Source organism: Fusicatenibacter saccharivorans (assembly GCF_027667425.1).
Classification (GTDB): Bacteria; Bacillota; Clostridia; order Lachnospirales; family Lachnospiraceae; genus Fusicatenibacter; species Fusicatenibacter saccharivorans.
The window spans coordinates 122,856-140,969 of the sequence record NZ_JAQEGR010000011.1 but is presented as its reverse complement, the minus strand read 5'-3'; the positions used below and the strand labels follow the sequence as shown (position 1 = coordinate 140,969).

Genomic DNA, 18,114 nt, shown 5'->3' with positions numbered 1-18,114 from the left:
GGGGTAAATCTTTATGGAGTTTATCGAAGTATCCGCAAAAACCGTGGACGACGCCATTACAAAAGCCTGCATCGAGCTTCAGGCTGCCAGCGATAAACTGGAGATCCAGGTCATCAGCGAAGGCAGTTCCGGATTCTTTGGAATCGGAAGTAAACCGGCTGTGATCCGTGCCGCTGTAAAAGCCGCACCGGAAAAAGAACCGGAAACACCCCAGAAACCAGAGAAAAAAGAGGCAGCTCCTGCACCGGTAAAAGAAGCGCCGAAAAAAGAAGCTGTAAAGAAAGAAACGGAAAGAAAATCTGCTCCGCGTCAGGCAGAAACTGCAAGACGCTCCGAGCCAAGAGAAGAGCGTGAAGTAGTTCAGAGAACAGACGAGGAAATCGCCCAGATCAAGGCAACGGCACTTGAGTTCTTAAGCGGTGTATTCAAAGCCATGGAGCTCCCGGTTGAGATCCAGATGGAGTATAATGCCGAGAACGGTTCTCTTGAAGTTGATTTTGCCGGTGAGGATATGGGCATCCTGATCGGCAAAAGAGGACAGACGCTGGATTCCCTTCAGTATCTGACCAGCCTTGTAGTCAATAAAGAGCAGAAGGATTACGTTCGTGTCAAACTTGATACGGAAAATTACCGCAAGCGCAGAAAAGAAACACTGGAAAACCTGGCAAGAAACATCGCTTACAAAGTGAAAAAGACCAGAAGACCGGTTTCTCTGGAGCCAATGAATCCTTACGAGAGAAGAATCATCCACTCTGCACTGCAGGGAAATAAATTTGTGGAGACCTACAGCGAGGGCAGCGAGCCATATCGCCACGTTGTTGTAGCGCCGAAACGATAAGAAAGCGTAAAAAATATGCAAAAAGACGGTACCTGTGTAAAATACGGGGTACCGTCTTTTCTGGTTTTCTGCTAAAATGGAACTATTCAGAGCCATGCGAGAGGAAAGAAAAAATGTGGATCTGAATACTGGGATCCCCAAAAAGAGAGGTTTTAGAAAGGACTGGAAACAATGGCAGGATTTCATTTGGATGATACAATTGCCGCAGTGTCCACAGCGATGGCGCCGGCGGGAATTGGTATTGTAAGAATCAGCGGAAACGATGCATTCGAAGTGGCGGATCGCGTATTCCGTGCAAAAAAAGAAGGAAAAAAGCTTTCTGCGGTCAAATCGCACACCATTCATTATGGCTGGATTACCGAAGGGGAGGAAGTGATTGATGAGGTCCTTGTCATGGTAATGAAAGGACCGAAAACATATACGGGCGAGAATACCGTCGAGATCGACTGTCACGGCGGGGTGCTGGCGGTGAAAAAAGTGCTCGAGGCAGTCTTAAATGCCGGTGCGCGGGCGGCAGATCCGGGCGAGTTTACGAAACGGGCGTTTCTGAACGGAAGAATGGATCTGACGCAGGCCGAAGCGGTCATGGATGTTATTTCGGCGAAAAGTGCCTATGCCTTAAAAAGCTCCGAGAGCCAGCTTCGCGGAACGGTGAAAAAGGCGATCCGGGCAATCCGCAAGAAGCTGATTTACGAGATCGCATTTATTGAGTCGGCGCTCGATGACCCGGAGCACATCAGCCTGGACGGGTATCCAAAGCGGCTGGCCCAGGTTGTTGCGGAGCAGAAAAAGCAGGTGGAAAAGCTGCTTGCATCTGCGGATGAGGGCAAGATGATCCAGGAGGGCATCAAGACGGTGATCCTTGGAAAACCGAATGCCGGAAAATCATCGCTTTTAAATCTGCTGGCAGGCGAGGAAAAAGCGATTGTGACGGATATCGCCGGAACGACACGCGACGTGCTCGAGGAAAATCTGGTCTTAAAGGGCATTTCCCTTCGGATTCTGGATACGGCGGGGATCCGAAAAACGGCGGATACGGTCGAGAAAATCGGTGTGGATCGTGCTTTGGAGCATGCAAAGGACGCAGATCTGATTCTCTATGTGGTGGATGCATCCGTGCCGCTTGATGAGAATGATGCAAAAATCATGGAAATCCTGAAAGGGCGCAAGGCGATTGTGCTGCTGAATAAGTCGGATCTGACTGCGGTGATCGAAAAAGAGGAGATGGAGCAAAAGACAGGCGCTCCGGTCATCAGCATTTCCGCGCGGGAAGAGACGGGTATGGAAGAGCTGGAGGAACAGATGAAAAAGATGTTTTTCCAGGGCGAAATTTCGTTCAACGATGAGGTTTACATCACGAATGCGCGCCACAAGCAGGCGCTTCTTGCAGCAAAAAAGAGTCTGGAACTGACGGCAGAAAGCATCGAAATGGGTATGCCGGAGGATTTCTTTTCCATTGATCTTATGAATGCGTATGAGGAGCTTGGTTCGATCATCGGTGAAGCGGTGGGAGAGGACCTTGTGAATGAGATTTTCAGCAAGTTCTGTACAGGTAAATAAAGGCAGCAAATACAGATTACGAAGATCTGCCGGAATAGAGTTACAAGGAACGACAGCCGGATTTTGACAGAGTAGAAAAAGCTTAAGGCAAAATTCAAAGCTGTAGATAGAGAAAGAGGATAAAAGAAAAATGGCAGTTTTAGAAGAAACAATTGATATTGCCGTCATCGGTGCGGGCCATGCGGGATGCGAGGCAGCACTTGCGGCAGCGCGGATGGGGCTGGAAACGGTTGTATTTACGGTAAGTGTCGATAGCATCGCGATGATGCCGTGCAATCCGAACATCGGAGGAACCTCGAAGGGACACCTCGTAAAAGAGATCGACGCGCTCGGCGGCGAGATGGGTAAAAATATTGATAAAACGTTTATTCAGTCGAAAATGCTGAATCAATCGAAGGGACCGGCAGTGCATTCTCTGCGTGCGCAGGCGGATAAGCGGGCATACAGCCAGTCGATGCGCGAGGTTCTCGAAAATACCGATCATCTGACGATCCGCCAGATGGAGATTGCGGAGCTGATCGTGGAAGACGGTGTTCTGACGGGCGTAAAGGCCGTTTCCGGCGCGATTTACCACTGTAAGGCTGCCGTTCTCTGTACCGGCGTTTATCTGAATGCACGGTGTATTTACGGTGATGTGAGCACATATACGGGACCGAACGGCCTGCAGGCGGCAACACATCTGACGGATTCGCTGAAGGCAAACGGCGTGGAGATGGTGCGCTTTAAAACAGGAACTCCGGCGCGTATTGACAAGCGGAGCATCGATTTTTCCAAGATGGAAGAGCAGTTCGGTGATGAGCGTGTTGTGCCGTTCTCCTTCTCGACCGATCCGGAGAGCGTACAGATTGATCAGGAATCCTGCTGGCTGACGTATACGAACGAGGAGACGCACAAAATCATCCGCGAAAATCTCAGCCGGTCGCCGCTCTATTCCGGCATGATCGAGGGAACTGGTCCGCGGTACTGTCCTTCGATTGAGGATAAGGTCGTAAAATTTGCGGATAAAAACCGCCATCAGGTGTTCCTGGAGCCGGAGGGAAGATATACAAACGAGATGTACGTCGGCGGCATGTCGAGTTCACTGCCGGAGGATGTGCAGATTGCGATGTATCACACCGTGCCGGGCCTGGAACACGCGAAAATCGTGCGGAATGCGTATGCGATCGAGTACGACTGCATCAACCCGAGACAGCTTCTGCCGTCCCTCGAGTTCAAGGCGATCAAAAATCTGTTTTCCGGCGGCCAGTTTAACGGCAGTTCAGGATACGAGGAAGCTGCGGCACAGGGCCTGATCGCGGGCATCAATGCGGCGCTCCGCGTGCAGGGAAAAGAGGAGCTTGTGCTCGACCGTTCCGAGTCGTACATCGGTGTTCTGATCGATGACCTCGTAACGAAAGAGAACCACGAGCCGTACCGAATGATGACGAGCCGCGCGGAATATCGTCTGCTGCTCCGTCAGGACAACGCGGATCTGCGTTTGCGCAAATACGGCTACCGCGTGGGTCTGATCAGCGAGGAGCAGTATGAGGCACTGAAAGTAAAAGAACAGCAGATTCAGGAAGAGATTGAGCGCGTGGAGAATACGTATGTGGGAACGAGCTCGAACATCAATGAGCTTCTGGAAGAGTATGGATCAACGCTGCTTTCCGGCGGAAGTTCGCTCGCAGAGCTGATCCGCCGGCCGGAGTTGAATTATAAGATGCTGGCGGAAGTAGATCCGAAAAGACCCAAGCTGCCGGAGGATGTGCAGGAGCAGGTCAACATCAACATCAAGTACGACGGCTATATCAGGCGCCAGATGAAGCAGGTGGAGCAGTTCAAGAAGATGGAAGAGAAGAAGATCCCGGAGAATATCAATTACGACGAGATCCAGAGCCTGCGCATCGAGGCGAAACAGAAGCTGAACCTGTACCGTCCGATCAACATCGGCCAGGCGTCCCGTATTTCGGGCGTTTCCCCGGCGGATATTTCGGTTCTGCTGGTGTATCTGGGACATAAATAAAGGACAGATATGCATGGCTGAATTACATTCTTATGCAGCGAAACAGCAAGTGTTTTGATACTGCGTGGACAGGAACAAAAAGTGCAGTGGGCACTTGGAAGAATAGAGTAGAACGGAGAACAACATGAAAGAATACAATCTTGAAGGATTTGAGCGCGGCCTTTTTGAGCTTGGAATCACACTTTCCGAGGAGCAGAAAACGCAGTTTCTGCAGTATTATGAGCTGCTTGTAGAGTGGAATTCGTTTATGAATCTGACGGCGATTACGGAGTTCGATCAGGTGATTACGAAGCATTTTCTCGACAGTCTGTCGCTGGTGAAGGTCTGTGATGTGGAACAGGCGGGACGCATTCTCGACGTGGGAACGGGAGCCGGTTTTCCGGGAATCCCGCTGAAAATCGCGTTTCCGGAGGTGGAAGTTGTACTGCTGGATTCACTGAATAAGAGAGTGAAATTCCTGAATGAGGTGATCGGACAGCTTGGCCTTTCGAAAATCACGGCGGTTCACGGAAGAGCCGAGGATTTCGCACGCCAGAAGGATCACCGGGAGCAGTTTGATCTCGTGGTATCACGCGCGGTGGCGAATTTAAGCTCGCTTTCGGAGTACTGTCTGCCGTATGTGAAAGTGGGCGGACGGTTTGTTTCGTATAAATCGGGCAAATTGAATGAGGAGCTTGCCGCAGCTCAAAAAGCGATTCATGTGCTCGGCGGCGAGGCGAAAGAGCCGGTTTATTTCCAGCTTACAGGAACGGAGGATGAGAGATCGTTTGTCTGTATCGAGAAGGGGAAGGCAACGCCGAAAAAGTACCCGAGAAAAGCGGGAACACCGGCGAAGGAGCCGATTCAGTAAAAAATAGATTTTTTGAGAAAGCTAAAAAAGAAACAAAAGTGTAAAAGGTGAAATCAGAAGAGATTGTTATGCCGAGTAAGTTGGCATAATAACCTCTTCTGATTTTTTATGTATATATACGATTAAATGTCTGGAAAATTACACTTTTGAGCAAAAAAAACAATTCTCCTATTTGCAGTATTTTGCGCTGAATATTTTGTGAAAATATGATAATTGTTAAAAAAATTATATCAGTGTATGATGAGATAAATAGATCGATTGTGAAACGTAAAAGAAAATATGATAGGGGGGAATGGCATGAGGAAAATATTAAAAATATTTGTTTGCTTCATTGGAATTATGATATCAGCATCTACTGTATCGGCATCTAAACTTGAAATACTATCGGAATCTGAAGATTATGAAAAAATAGTTGAGCTGGCTGATGAAATTGTGTCTGTTACAAATGGAGGACCTGTTGAGGATCCGTTTGAGGAGGGAATCCGTGTATCGGATATTGATTTTGATAATGCATTAAAAGAGTATATTGATACGCCACTTTTGACCTCAGAACTTCTTTCTGTGTCCGAAGTAGAAAGCGCGTTAGAACAAAGCGATTATATTTGGATTATCCCGATTAGAGCATATGGACATTTGTATGAAGCATGTGCGGTAAGGGCAAATGGGGAAGATGGACAACCGATTGATCAATGGCACATAAGTGGAGCCAGAGGATATGAATTAGACGATACGCCGACCTATATAGAACAATTAAATATTTCACTTGCTGCAAACCCAGATATTGTATGGGACAATTATAAGTTTCGACTTGTTGGAGGAGTAGATCCGATTCGTTTTCCGGTCTGGATTACATTCACGGAAACGCAAATGGAGTATCTGATACCGGGACGTGAAGATGCTGCAGCGTGTCTTACAGACAGTTCGGAAATAGCGGAAGATAGACTTGATGGTGAAGAAGAATTCCATGCATATAGTTATGCTGCGGTTGTTGCCGCAGTTGCTGATTCGTCTTATATCGAAACTGACGATGCACAAGGAGGAACCAATATTGTCCTTGATGTTGCAAATCAGCCGGTGAAACATCAAAATAAGATGTTGGTAATTATTTTAGGAATTGGGATTCTGGCAGTTGGTATTATAGCTGGTTTGGCAATTAAAAGGAAACAAAGAAAGTGAAAGGGAAGCCCGGATGAAACATTTCTAAAAACGAAAAGCTTGTAACGAAGAAACAGGTGCTATCTGAGAAAAAGAGACAGCACCTGTTTTTTATAGAAATTCCGGAAAATAATGCCAAAAATTCAGCACGGCAGAACGTGAATTACTGCGTTACAAATTTTTTATACACAGCAGCCCGGAATCAGAAATCCGATGTAGCTGATGAGGAACAGTACCAGCCAGATCGTTCCAGGCAGGAGTGTCAGATGGCAGGAGGCGCGCTTCCACTCGGCGGGAAGTTTCGCGGTGAGAGAAGAGTAGCCGTCGTCGATCCAGATCATCAGAGGGACGAGCGCCGGCATCAGGTAACGGCCCTGCGATTGGTAGTCGCTGAAATACGTGTTGTACATGTCCATGAACAGCGTGACCAGGCAGGCGAGGAACAGCATCACAAAGAGGAGAAGCTGCGGCTTTTTGCGGAACCAGTGCGGAACCATGCCGAGGAACAAAAACACTAGGAATCCGAATGCCATCAGGGCGCCGTACAGCAGATAAAGCACCATCGGGAGATGGACGGTCATGTAGGAGAACGAGCCGATGAAGCTGCTGACGGTCGAGAACAGCCAGTTGGAGGTGCGGCCCTCCGGGGTCTGTAAATACGTCTGCTGGAAGCTCCAGCCTTCGGATGCCGGGGTCTGACGATTCTCTGGTTTGTATTCATCGGCTGCGTACAGCGCTGCGGATTCATTCGAGGTGCGCATGCCGAGCAGATCGCCGTCGTGGATGACGGCATTGCGGATGAAGAACCAGCCGCCGATCAGGAAGGCGATAGCGAAAACAGCCAGCGCTTTGACAAAAATTTCTTTTGCCGGTTTCCGGAAATGAATCATCAGCGCGAAGAACAGCAGAATGCTGCACAGCAGGTACGCGTAGGCGTTATAGTACGACAGCGCGCAGAGTCCGCAGCCTGCTCCCAGGCCGATACAGTCTTTTTTGCAGAATGCGCTTTTCATGCCGCGAATCCAGAAATAGATGATCAGTGCGACCGTGAAAACGGCGAACGAGTCGTTGTTCACATAGCAGGAGAGGAACACAAACTGCGGCAGAAAACCGACGAAAATACCGCCGAGCAGTGCGGATTCGCGCCGTTCAAAGAGCTCTTCGCCGATCAGAAACACAACGATCAGTGTGCCGGTGCCGGAAAGGACGCTGGTGAGGCGAGCGGCAGTTAAAAGAGCCGCTGCACTTTTCGTAAACAGCGATGTAATGGCCATAAACACGGAGCTGATGATCGCGGTCAGATACGGATACAGCGCATAGGAGAATCCCCACAGCGGATGGCGCACCGATTCTTCCATGCCGTTCGGCAGTGTGTGGTGTGAGACGATGTATTCCGGAATCAGCATCCGCATCGCCTCATCGGGGGCGTGTTCGGTTTTCAGGAAAATCGAGGTGCCAAAAGAGATGCAGAAAAAGCCGAAAATCAGCATATACTTGGCCCAGTAGTAGTCTTTTTTATTCATAGAGTCTCCTAAAATCTCCAGTCCCGGACGGGAAAAAGTCCGGCGTAATATTTTGCGGCGGAACAAAAATGGAAAAGCGTCCGTCCGCGGATACGTTATAGTATACATGATTCTTATGGTAAAAGAAATTGATTTTTCGTCGAAAAACAAACAAACTGCTCCATGGCTTCACTGTTTTTTCACAAATTTTCCAGCAAATTATCACATTTTCAGAATAAGATAAAGTGTCTTTAGAAAATGAGAGCATCTCCGGCTCTTTCACCCCCAAGGGCGGGCCGGAACTGCTTTAAGAAACAAGGAGGAAGGAACATTGATAGAGGTTAAAAACCTGGTGAAACGCTATGGCGACCACGTAGCTGTCAATAACCTGAGTTTTACCGTAGAAGAAGGCCAGATCTATGGATTTCTTGGCCCGAATGGAGCCGGAAAATCAACGACCATGAACATCATCACCGGCTATCTGGCATCTACGGAGGGCGAAGTGCTGATCAACGGCCACAACATCCTGGAGGAGCCGGAGGAGGCAAAAAAATGCATCGGCTATCTGCCGGAGCTGCCGCCGGTCTACACGGACATGACCGTTCTGGAATATCTGAAATTCGTGGCGGAATTAAAGAAAATTCCAAAGGATCAGAGAAAGAAACAGATTCTTGAGGTCATGAATCTGGTGAAGATCACCGATATGCAGAACCGTCTGATCAAGAACCTGTCGAAAGGATACCGTCAGAGAGTCGGACTGGCACAGGCGGTGCTCGGTTATCCGCCGATCATCATTCTCGACGAGCCGACCGTAGGTCTGGACCCGAAGCAGATCATTGAGATCCGCGATCTGATTAAATCACTGGGCAAAAAACATACCGTTATCTTAAGTTCCCATATCCTTTCCGAGGTCAGCGCCGTCTGCGATTACGTCATGATTATCGCAAAGGGACAGCTCGTTGCGAGTGATACCCCGGAAAACTTAAGTAAACTGATGCTTGGATCAAACACGGTTACATGTACCGTTCACGGAACGAGAAAGCAGCTGGTTCCGGCGCTTAATGCGCTCGATGCAAAAGAGATCCAATATGAAAATACGCCGAATGAGGAGCAGATTAAGGTAAAAATTACCACTGAAAAGGATAAGGATATCCGCGAGGAGCTGTTCTATGCACTGGCAAAGGCCAACTGCCCGATCCTCGAGCTGACTTCCTCCTCGATGTCTCTGGAAGACGTCTTCCTGGAGCTGACCGATGATTCCGGAAAGGCTGCAAGAAAGCTGAAAAAAGCAGAGAAAGAACAGCTGAAACAAAAAGAATGTGAAAAAGAATGTGAACCAGAAGCAGACAAAACGGCTGTCGGGGAAACGTCTGAAGAAAAAAGCACAGATGCAGCGGAATCAGCCGCTGAAACAAAACAGGAGGAGGGAGACGCACAATGACGGCGATTTATAAAAAAGAGTTAAAAAGCTATCTGACAAGCATGATCGGATATCTGTTTATGGCGTTTACTCTGGCGCTGTTCGGTCTGTATTTTACGGCCATCAACCTGCAGCAGGGTTACCCGGAGATCGGATACGCGCTGCAGAATTCCGCATTTATTCTGCTGATCGCAGTACCGGTTCTGACAATGCGTGTCCTGTCGGAGGAGCAGAAAAATAAGACGGATCAGCTGCTCCTTACCGCACCGGTAAAAATTTCCGATATTATCCTTGGAAAATATCTGGCGCTTCTTACCATTTACGTAATTCCGGTGCTGATCATGTGCCTGTATCCGCTGCTTCTTGGAACCCACGGAACCGTTTCCTACGCCGTATCCTACACCTCGATTCTTGGCTATTTCCTGCTGGGAGCAGCCTATATTTCGGTCGGCGTGTTTGTTTCCTCCATCACCGAGAGTCAGGTCATCGCAGCCGTTGTCGGCTTTGTGATCCTGTTCCTGTGCTACGTGGAGAGCGGTATCGCAAACTTCTTCCCGGAGGGAGCCGGAAGTTCCTTTTTTGCGTTCTTTATCATCATCGCACTGGTATGCCTCTGGATCGGCAGTATGATTAAAAACCCGATCATTACCGGTGTGATTGCCGTGATCGGCGAAGGTGCGCTGACGGCAGTTTACTTCACAAAATCCACCCTTCTCGAGGGCAAAATCCAGGATCTGCTCGGTGTATTCAACATGGCAGGCCATATGGATAACTTTGTGAACGGTATTCTGGACATTGGCGGTGTTGTTTACTACCTGTCCGTCATTGCAATCTGCACTTTCCTTGCAATGCAGTCCCTGCAGAAAAAACGCTGGAATTAGGAGGTGGAGACGATGAGCAGCGAAAAGAAGGAAAAGAAACAGCATAAAATGAATTTCAACATCAAAGAAAAGCTGAAAAAGACGTTCTCCAAAGAACATCTGAAGGAAGTGTTTACCGGCGAGGAACAGAAAAAGCACCTGAAACAGGGCTCTTATTCTTCAATGATGACGGTGATTGTCCTGGCTGTGATTGTAGTTATTAACCTGATTGTGGCGCAGATTCCGACCAGCAAAACACAGATTGACCTGAGTACGCAGAAAATGTACTCCATTACAGATGAGACGAAAACGGCATTAAAGGATCTCGATCAAGACGTTACCCTGTATTATATTGTGCAGAAGGGCAGTGAGGATGACACCATCGAGAAGCTGCTGGAGCACTACGATGAGCTTTCTGACCATATCAAAGTAGAGACAAAAGACCCGGATCTGTATCCGAAATTTACGAGTCAGTATACCGATCAGACGGTAGCTGCAAACAGTGTAATTGTCGTATGCGGCGATAAGAGCAAGGTGGTCAGCAACAGTGATATGTGGGAGACTTCCACAAACTATCAGACCTATCAGACACAGACGACCGGCTTTGACGGCGAGGGTCAGATTACCAGCGCCATCACGTATGTGACGAGTGAAAACAACCCGAAGGTTTATTGGGTAACCGGCCACGGCGAGGCTTCCGAGAGCGATCTCTCTACGAACTTCAGTGATGCCATTAACAAAAACAATGTGGAAATCAGTGATCTTGCCCTGATGACAGACGATATCCCGGAGGATGCCGAGGAGCTTGTGATCATGTCCCCGACCACCGATTTCTCCGAGGATGAGGCAAATAAAGTCATTACCTACCTGGAAAACGGCGGAAAACTTCTGATGTTCACCAGCTATACCGGAACGGATATGCCAAATCTGGATTCCATACTGGAGAATTATGGCGTGAAACGCTCCAGCGGAATTGTTGTGGAGACCGATTCCCAGCATTATTATCCGCAGATGCCGTATTATCTGCTGCCGAACATTCAGAGTGATGACATTACAACCGAAGTAAAGAGTAATTACATTCTGATGCCGGTTGCACAGGCAATTCAGAAGCTTGATTCTTATCGTGATACCATTACGATCAAGAGCCTTCTGACGACCACCGAGGACGCTTATATTGAAAATGACCCGGAGAACAGCACCTGGTCGAAGAACGCGGACAGTGAGACGGGCGCATTTGACCTTGGCGTTTCCATCACAGAGACTGTAGATGATAAAGAGACACAGATTATTTATTTCTCGAGTGCATCAATGCTGAGCAGCCAGATTGACCAGGCAATCAGCGGTGCGAACTCGAAGCTGGCAGCGACTGCACTGACCTCCATGTGTGATGTGGAGCAGACCGTTGTTATTCCAAGCAAGAGCACAAGCTATACAAACCTGGTATTTACACAGGGAGCAGTTAACACCTGGTCTATTATTACCATTGCGGGAATTCCGCTGGTACTTGTTGTAATTGGCGTGATGATCTGGATGAAGAGGAGAAAACAGTGATGAAGAAAAAAGGAAAGATGGCGGCCTGCCTGATCCTTTTGGTACTGCTTCTTGCCGTACTGGTGGTGTTGACGAAGAAAAACAGCACCGCCGATGCGGACAGCGGCAGTTCGGATTCTGGTGCAGACGCCGAAAAAGTGGTTGATTTTTCAAAAGATGATGTAACAGCGCTTTCGTTCCAGATCAACGGAGAGACGGTGTCCTTTACGAAAACAGCAGGAGACGATGATACCGATATCTGGACATACGATCAGGAGGATGGATTCCCACTGGATGAGGGCAAGATAACGAGCGTTTTAAGCTCTCTTAGCAGCATGACAGCAGAAAGAGTCATTGAAGGCGATGAAATCGATTCTATGGCCGATTTTGGGCTTGAGACGCCGTCTCAGGAGGTTGTAGTGACTGCGGGAGACGAGAAAACGATGATTCATGTCGGAGATAAGAACAGCTCGAGCAGATACTATATTTATCTGAACGATGATACGAGTAAGGTTTATCTGGTAAGCACATCGCTTGGAACGATGTTCCCGTCCGATATGATGGAGTGGGCGACAACGGAATCCATGCCATCTGTGACGGCGGAAAACATTACAAAGCTGCAGGTGGAGGGTGAGAACGGATATACGCTGACAAAAGAAGTAAGCGCTGCTGATTCGGCACTCCAGACGGATGAATGGCAGGTTGTGGACGCAGATGGAGCGGCACATGGCGGTGATGCGGATTCGATCGGCACCATGACAAGTGCGGTGGCATCTCTTAGCTTTGGAGATCTTGTTACGTACAACGCATCGGATTTTTCCCAGTACGGACTGGATCAGCCAAAGACGACGATCCGCGTGCATTACACAGAAGAGCAGGAGGTTGAGGCTGACGATACAACAACGGCAGATACTTCTTCGGATTCCACAGCAGATTCTGCATCAAGCGACAGCACTGCAACGAGCTCTTCTTCCGAAACGACAACCGTTACGGTGGAGAAAGATCTGGTATTGTATGTAGGCAATGCAAATGAGGACGGCGGTTCTTATTACGTGAAGCTGGATGGCTCGAATGAAGTTCATCTGATGACGGCTTCGAATGTTGAAACCTTCACCGGAAAGAAGGCATCTGATTTCTGGAACATGTATATCGGCATGGAAAATGTATCGGATCTGACGAGCCTTGATATTACGTATAACGGCGAGACGAAGACGTATGTACGCCATGTGGAAGAGAAAAAGGATGACGACAGCGATTCCACAACACAGGAAATCAGTTACATCTGCGGCGATGAAACGATTGGTAAATCAACGTTTACCACATTCTATTCTTCACTCATTGGCCTGAAGGCGCAGACGAAGGATGAGAGCCTCGTACAGGCCAAGGATGCCGAGTTTACCGCAGTCTTCCATATGACAGACGGCGACCTGACATTTGCTTACAGCCCGTATGATTCAAGCTTCTATTACACGGTAGATGAGGACGGAGTGCCGTCTCTTGTGAATAAAAATAACGTGAAGACCATGGTGGAAAATTACGGGAAACTGCTTGCGGCAAAGACGGAGGATGACAGTTCTTCGGATTCGGCGGAATAAGGATTCAGTGAAAGCTGATTGTTCAAAAAACGGAGGATTTACTGACATGGAAATATCAGTAAATTCTCCGTTTTTTTGTCTCATTTTTTTCGCTCGAGGCCGGGAGCAGAAGGGGGTATTACTGTACCGGTGCGAAGAAGATCTGGATCTGGTCTAAGAGGGCCTGCGGGGCCTCCATCTGCGGCATGTGCTTTGTTTTCGGCAGGATCTGGGTTTCGATGGAGGTGTTGAGCGCTGTGTACAGCGCAAAGGTTTCTGCGATGCCCGGTTCCTCCTCACCGCCGATGAGGAACATGCTGTTGTCGATGTGTTTTAAGGCGTGGCCGATGTTGAGGTTCACGTAATTGCCCACGAGGCTTGCGAGAAGGTACTTTCCGGCGCTGTTCTGGAGGTGTGCGGACTCGTAGAAGGCGTCTACGTCCTCCGGTGAGCGGTGGAATGGGTTGTGATAATAGCTCTCAGTGAATAAAAGCTCGATGTTGGAGCGGCCGGTGAGCGTGTGGTACAGCAGCGTGCCGACGAGCGGGAGCTCGATCATGCGTTTCAGGAAGCGGCTGCGTTTATCCGGGATTTTGTTGAGCTTGGCAAGGTCGGTCGGGTTGATCATCATGATTCGGCCGAAGCATTTCGGGGCTGTATTGCAGGCGGTTACGACGAAAGAGCCGGATAAACCGGATGCAATTACGTCGGTTGGACATCCGATGACCTGTTTGATGAAGGTGACGATGAGCTGTACGTATAAAAAGTTCGTGTACGTGATCGCCGGCTTGTCGGAACGGCCGCAGCCGAGGAGATCGAGTGTGTAGACGGTGTGATCCTGGGCGAGAGCATCCTCAATATACTGCCATTCGCGGCCGCTGGAGGCACAATGTAAGTCATGAAGTAAGAGCATCGGGGTTCCGGTGCCTTTTTTTGTGTAAAAAATATCGCCGAACTGCCAGGAAAAGATCTCTTTTTCAGCCGAGGCGAGCAGGTTTTTCCGTACGGCGGCGGTATCGAGCGTTTTATTCAGAAAGTAAATCGCTGCGCCGGACATCGTGGTGAGGACACTCAAGGTGACCAGTTTTTTGCTGTGTTTCATATGATAAAACTCCTTTCAGGGGTCTCCCGGAGGGGAGGAATCGGTTCGAAACGTTGTGTTGAGCTTATTATAAGCGAAAAAAGGGAAAGATACAATGCAAAAATTAAGGGAAAAATGAGAAAAAGAGACGAAAATAAGACGCAATTTGACGAAAAGCGTAGACAATTCAAGGAGAACTACGTTATGTCAACTACTGGCGAATGGCATATTTAAATGGTTTACATAACTGCAAAAAACAGAGAAAAAATGATGCAATAATACACATAAAAGCATGAAAACGGCACTATGGGATAAAATCCTTCCAGATTGGTAAAAATCCATGAAAAAATGGTCCCAAAATGCGTTTAGTAAATGGTTTGGAAAATCCGAAAAAACGAATGTAAAAGTTCAATTCATACGAAAATATAAAAATATAATTAAATAATTTAATAAAAGAGAGAAAACAGAGACGAAAAACTACGTGAAACACGCGAAAATACAGGAAAAATGTAGAAAAGACGGAGAAAATCAAAGATAGAATAGAAAATACGATTATTTTAAAAATAAGAGAAGTGAAAAATGAGAGTGATTTTCGGAAAGCCGGGAAGCAAATCGCTTCTCACTGATCGCCGAAGACCGAAAATCGTAAAAAACGATGTTTCACGTGAAACATTTTGAGAGACGTGAAACGTGAAAAATGAGACGAGGAAAGTGACATAAGTAGAAACGAAAAAATGAAGGATGATCTAAAAAAATGGCAAAAAGAGGGTGTAAAACGATGGAAGAGGCGGAAAAAGCAAAAAAGATAAAAATGAGTTGAGAAAAGGCAAAAAACGACTGAAAAGGGGAAAATGTAGTATAGACATGGGCGAAAAGAATAAAAACGGGAGGGAGAGGCAGTGAAAGGCAAGAAAATGGTGTGAAATGGCGATGAGGGATAAAAAACGGAGAGAAGGAATAAAAAATGTTGATAAAAGAGAAAAAGTGAGATTGTTTACAAAAAAAGAGAAAGGTAAGCCAGAAAGATGGAAAAGAGGATAAAAGACGTGGCAGCGAGAGGAAAATATTAAAATCATAAAAACAGAAAAATTATAGTGAAATCAAATAAATCGATAAAAAACAGAAAATGTGCAGCCTGGCCTGTAAAATAAAAAAATCAAAGAAAAACCGCCCGAAAAGAGAAAAAAATTGAGAAAAAATGAAAAAGAGGATGTCTCACGGATTATGCCTCTTACTGATGAAGATAAAGAGAAAAATGCTGAAAATTTGAAAAAAGCGAGGAAGAACGATGAAAAAACAGAGCCCTGGTGAATAAAAATACATTTTATATACAAAAGAGACATTTACGATCACCGAACAACCATAAACAGTTTTGATTCCTGATCTATGTATCAATAATATCCTGATAAGTTGATTTTTTCTTTCTAATCACATGAGATTTCCTTGAAAAAGAGCATCACACGATTAAAATAACGTTTCCAGTATATTTATACCTCAAAAACGTCAAAAATTAAAATGTTTCACGTGAAACATTTTATAAAAACTGTGTGAAACAGAAAAAAATGTTCTGACATTGCAGAATTACTTGGAAACCATCAAAAAAATGCAAAATCATCGCTGAAAAAATTCCAAAAAGCCTTTAAACAGCGTAAAAACCGAGAAAAATTATTGTAAAACAGTGCTTTTCAAAATGTTTCACGTGAAACATCGCCAAAAATCTCCAATTTTCTTATGTTTCACACCGTCTAATCATGCAAAAATGCAGAAAATGTTTCACGTGAAACATTTCCAGTAGTAAAATCCGGCGTAGTATGATAAAATATCTTTGTCCCAAATTGGGGCAATTTTGAGATAGAATCTGAAGAATTCCTCAGATAGACTGGCATAGAAAAGGAGATTTTTCCTATCTATATGCCAAAACACCTGCCGCATGAATCATTTTTTTGAAAGAAGTGCCGGCAGGTCATTTCCTGTAAAAAGGAAAAACTGCAAATGGAAAACAAAAAGATGAAAGGAGGCAATACATATTTTGGGAAGAACAATTGCAATTGCAAACCAGAAAGGCGGCGTAGGTAAATCTACCACCGCAATTAACCTTTCTTCCTGTTTAGGAGAAATGGGACAAAAAGTTCTGACCATTGATATGGACCCGCAGGGAAATACCACCAGCGGAATGGGAGTAGAGAAAAATGAAGTGGAAAATACCATCTATGAGCTGCTTCTTGGAGAGTCAAAACTGGAGGACTGCATCATTCCTCTGAATTTTGACAATCTTTCCCTTATCCCTTCCAATGTCAATCTGGCCGGAGCGGAGATCGAGCTGATCGGGGTGGAAGACAAAGAATTCATCCTGAAAAACGCAATTGATCAGGTTCGCGATCAGTACGACTTCATTATTATTGACTGTCCGCCATCCTTAAATATGCTGACAATCAACGCGATGACCACCGCGGACACCGTTCTGGTGCCGATTCAGTGTGAATATTACGCACTGGAGGGCTTATCCCAGCTTATGCACACGATTGAGCTGGTGCAGGAGCGTCTGAATCCGGAACTGGAGATGGAAGGCGTTGTCTTTACCATGTACGATGCGAGAACGAATCTTTCTCTGCAGGTAGTAGAAAACGTAAAAGACAGCCTGGATCAGAATATCTACAAAACCATTATTCCGAGAAATGTCCGCCTTGCGGAGGCACCGAGCTACGGTATGCCGATCAACTATTACGACAAGCGGTCCACCGGTGCAGAGAGCTACCGTCTCCTGGCAGACGAAGTGATTCACAGGGGGGATGAAGAGTAATGGCAGCGAGAAGAGGAGGATTAGGCAAGGGCCTGGATTCCCTGATTTCACCGGGACATTCGGCCAAAGCAGAAGCAAAAGAGAAACCGGCAAAACCGGAGGTCAAAGTAGTCGAGAAGGTTGTTGAAAAAGTTGTCGAAAAACCAGTTGAGATGAAACTGAAAATCTCCGAAATTGAACCGAACCGCGAACAGCCGCGAAAATCCTTTGACGAGGACGGCCTGATCGAACTTTCGGAATCCATCAAACAGTTCGGAGTTCTACAGCCGATTCTGGTGCAGAAAAAAGATGATTATTATGAGATCATCGCAGGGGAACGGAGATGGAGGGCTGCAAAGCTTGCCGGAATCAAAGAAGTACCGGTCATCATCAAAGATTTTACCGAGCAGGAAGTTGTCGAGATTTCCCTGATTGAAAATATTCAGAGAGAATCCCTGAACCCGATTGAGGAGGCACACGCATACAAACGCCTGATGGAAGAGTTCCATCTCCGCCAGGATGAAATCGCAGAGCGCGTTTCCAAGAGCAGAACGGCGGTTACAAACTCGATGCGTCTCCTGAAACTGGACGACAGGGTACAGCAGATGGTTGTCGATGAAATGCTGACAACCGGTCATGTGCGTACGCTGCTGGCGCTGGAGAATAAAGAGCTCCAGTACAATACGGCAATGAAAATCTTCGATGAAAAGCTCAGTGTCCGTGAGACCGAGCGCCTGGTCAAAGAGATCCTGAATCCGAAGGTGAAGAAAGAAAAGAAAGTCAATCTGGAAGAGGAAGCCATCTACGAAGGTCTGGAAGAGAAAATTAAGAGCATCATTGGTACGAAGGTTTCCATTCACCGCGGGGCAAAGCACAAAGGAAAGATCGAGATCGAGTATTATTCCCAGGAAGAGCTCGAGAGAATCATGGATCTGTTTGAATCAATACAGTAAGAGGTAGAAT

General features: G+C 46.9%; 14 protein-coding genes. 12 read left to right on the top strand and 2 right to left on the bottom strand.

The genetic code is table 11. The features are described from left to right. Positions 1 to 13 precede the first annotated feature (13 nt). The 5 genes from jag to PGS38_RS11820 all read left to right on the top strand — a co-directional run bounded on the left by jag (position 14) and on the right by PGS38_RS11820 (position 6,426). Complete coding sequence (gene jag, locus PGS38_RS11840; protein ID WP_118697736.1) at positions 14 to 838, top strand: RNA-binding cell elongation regulator Jag/EloR; 825 nt, start codon at positions 14 to 16, stop codon at positions 836 to 838. Between the two features lie 171 nt (positions 839 to 1,009). Next, entirely contained in the window at positions 1,010 to 2,398 is a 1,389-nt protein-coding gene (gene mnmE, locus PGS38_RS11835; RefSeq protein WP_118659950.1) for a tRNA uridine-5-carboxymethylaminomethyl(34) synthesis GTPase MnmE, read from the top strand. A 130-nt stretch (positions 2,399 to 2,528) separates the two neighbouring features. Continuing rightward, on the top strand, positions 2,529 to 4,400 hold the full coding sequence (mnmG, locus tag PGS38_RS11830; protein WP_173815444.1) for a tRNA uridine-5-carboxymethylaminomethyl(34) synthesis enzyme MnmG: 1,872 nt from the start codon (positions 2,529 to 2,531) through the stop codon (positions 4,398 to 4,400). A gap of 124 nt (positions 4,401 to 4,524) precedes the next feature. Then, positions 4,525 to 5,250, top strand: a complete 726-nt coding sequence (rsmG, locus tag PGS38_RS11825) for a 16S rRNA (guanine(527)-N(7))-methyltransferase RsmG (protein WP_119188942.1) — start codon at positions 4,525 to 4,527, stop codon at positions 5,248 to 5,250. A 297-nt stretch (positions 5,251 to 5,547) separates the two neighbouring features. After that, positions 5,548 to 6,426 (top strand): hypothetical protein, encoded by an 879-nt coding sequence (locus PGS38_RS11820; protein WP_118659946.1) that lies wholly within the window; start codon positions 5,548 to 5,550, stop codon positions 6,424 to 6,426. A gap of 161 nt (positions 6,427 to 6,587) precedes the next feature. Here PGS38_RS11820 and PGS38_RS11815 read toward each other — a convergent pair whose 3' ends face one another. Further along, entirely contained in the window at positions 6,588 to 7,928 is a 1,341-nt protein-coding gene (locus tag PGS38_RS11815; RefSeq protein ID WP_158576415.1) for an ArnT family glycosyltransferase, read from the bottom strand. Between the two features lie 310 nt (positions 7,929 to 8,238). Here PGS38_RS11815 and PGS38_RS11810 point away from each other — a divergent pair, with 310 nt between their 5' ends. The 4 genes from PGS38_RS11810 to PGS38_RS11795 are packed head-to-tail and all read left to right on the top strand — an operon-like array spanning position 8,239 to position 13,312. Beyond that, entirely contained in the window at positions 8,239 to 9,348 is a 1,110-nt protein-coding gene (locus PGS38_RS11810) for an ABC transporter ATP-binding protein (protein WP_022462026.1), read from the top strand. Next, entirely contained in the window at positions 9,345 to 10,208 is an 864-nt protein-coding gene (locus tag PGS38_RS11805) for an ABC transporter permease subunit (RefSeq protein ID WP_022462025.1), read from the top strand. Before PGS38_RS11810 ends, PGS38_RS11805 begins: the two co-directional genes overlap by 4 nt. Positions 10,209 to 10,220: 12 nt before the next feature. Next, on the top strand, positions 10,221 to 11,738 hold the full coding sequence (locus tag PGS38_RS11800; protein WP_243110801.1) for a GldG family protein: 1,518 nt from the start codon (positions 10,221 to 10,223) through the stop codon (positions 11,736 to 11,738). Then, entirely contained in the window at positions 11,738 to 13,312 is a 1,575-nt protein-coding gene (locus tag PGS38_RS11795; RefSeq protein WP_270476294.1) for a DUF4340 domain-containing protein, read from the top strand. Before PGS38_RS11800 ends, PGS38_RS11795 begins: the two co-directional genes overlap by 1 nt. Positions 13,313 to 13,430: 118 nt before the next feature. Here the strand turns inward: PGS38_RS11795 and PGS38_RS11790 are convergent, their stop codons facing one another. Next, on the bottom strand, positions 13,431 to 14,393 hold the full coding sequence (locus PGS38_RS11790) for an alpha/beta fold hydrolase (protein WP_119188945.1): 963 nt from the start codon (positions 14,391 to 14,393) through the stop codon (positions 13,431 to 13,433). Between the two features lie 1,167 nt (positions 14,394 to 15,560). Here PGS38_RS11790 and PGS38_RS11785 point away from each other — a divergent pair. From PGS38_RS11785 to PGS38_RS11775, 3 genes are all read left to right on the top strand, one after another. Next, a complete protein-coding gene (locus tag PGS38_RS11785; RefSeq protein ID WP_256372501.1) occupies positions 15,561 to 15,683 on the top strand; it encodes a hypothetical protein in 123 nt (40 codons plus the stop codon). Positions 15,684 to 16,401: 718 nt separating this feature from the next. Then, positions 16,402 to 17,172, top strand: a complete 771-nt coding sequence (locus PGS38_RS11780; RefSeq protein ID WP_022461756.1) for a ParA family protein — start codon at positions 16,402 to 16,404, stop codon at positions 17,170 to 17,172. After that, positions 17,172 to 18,104, top strand: coding sequence for a ParB/RepB/Spo0J family partition protein (locus PGS38_RS11775; RefSeq protein ID WP_022461755.1), 933 nt, complete (start codon positions 17,172 to 17,174; stop codon positions 18,102 to 18,104). Before PGS38_RS11780 ends, PGS38_RS11775 begins: the two co-directional genes overlap by 1 nt. Positions 18,105 to 18,114: the final 10 nt, after the last annotated feature.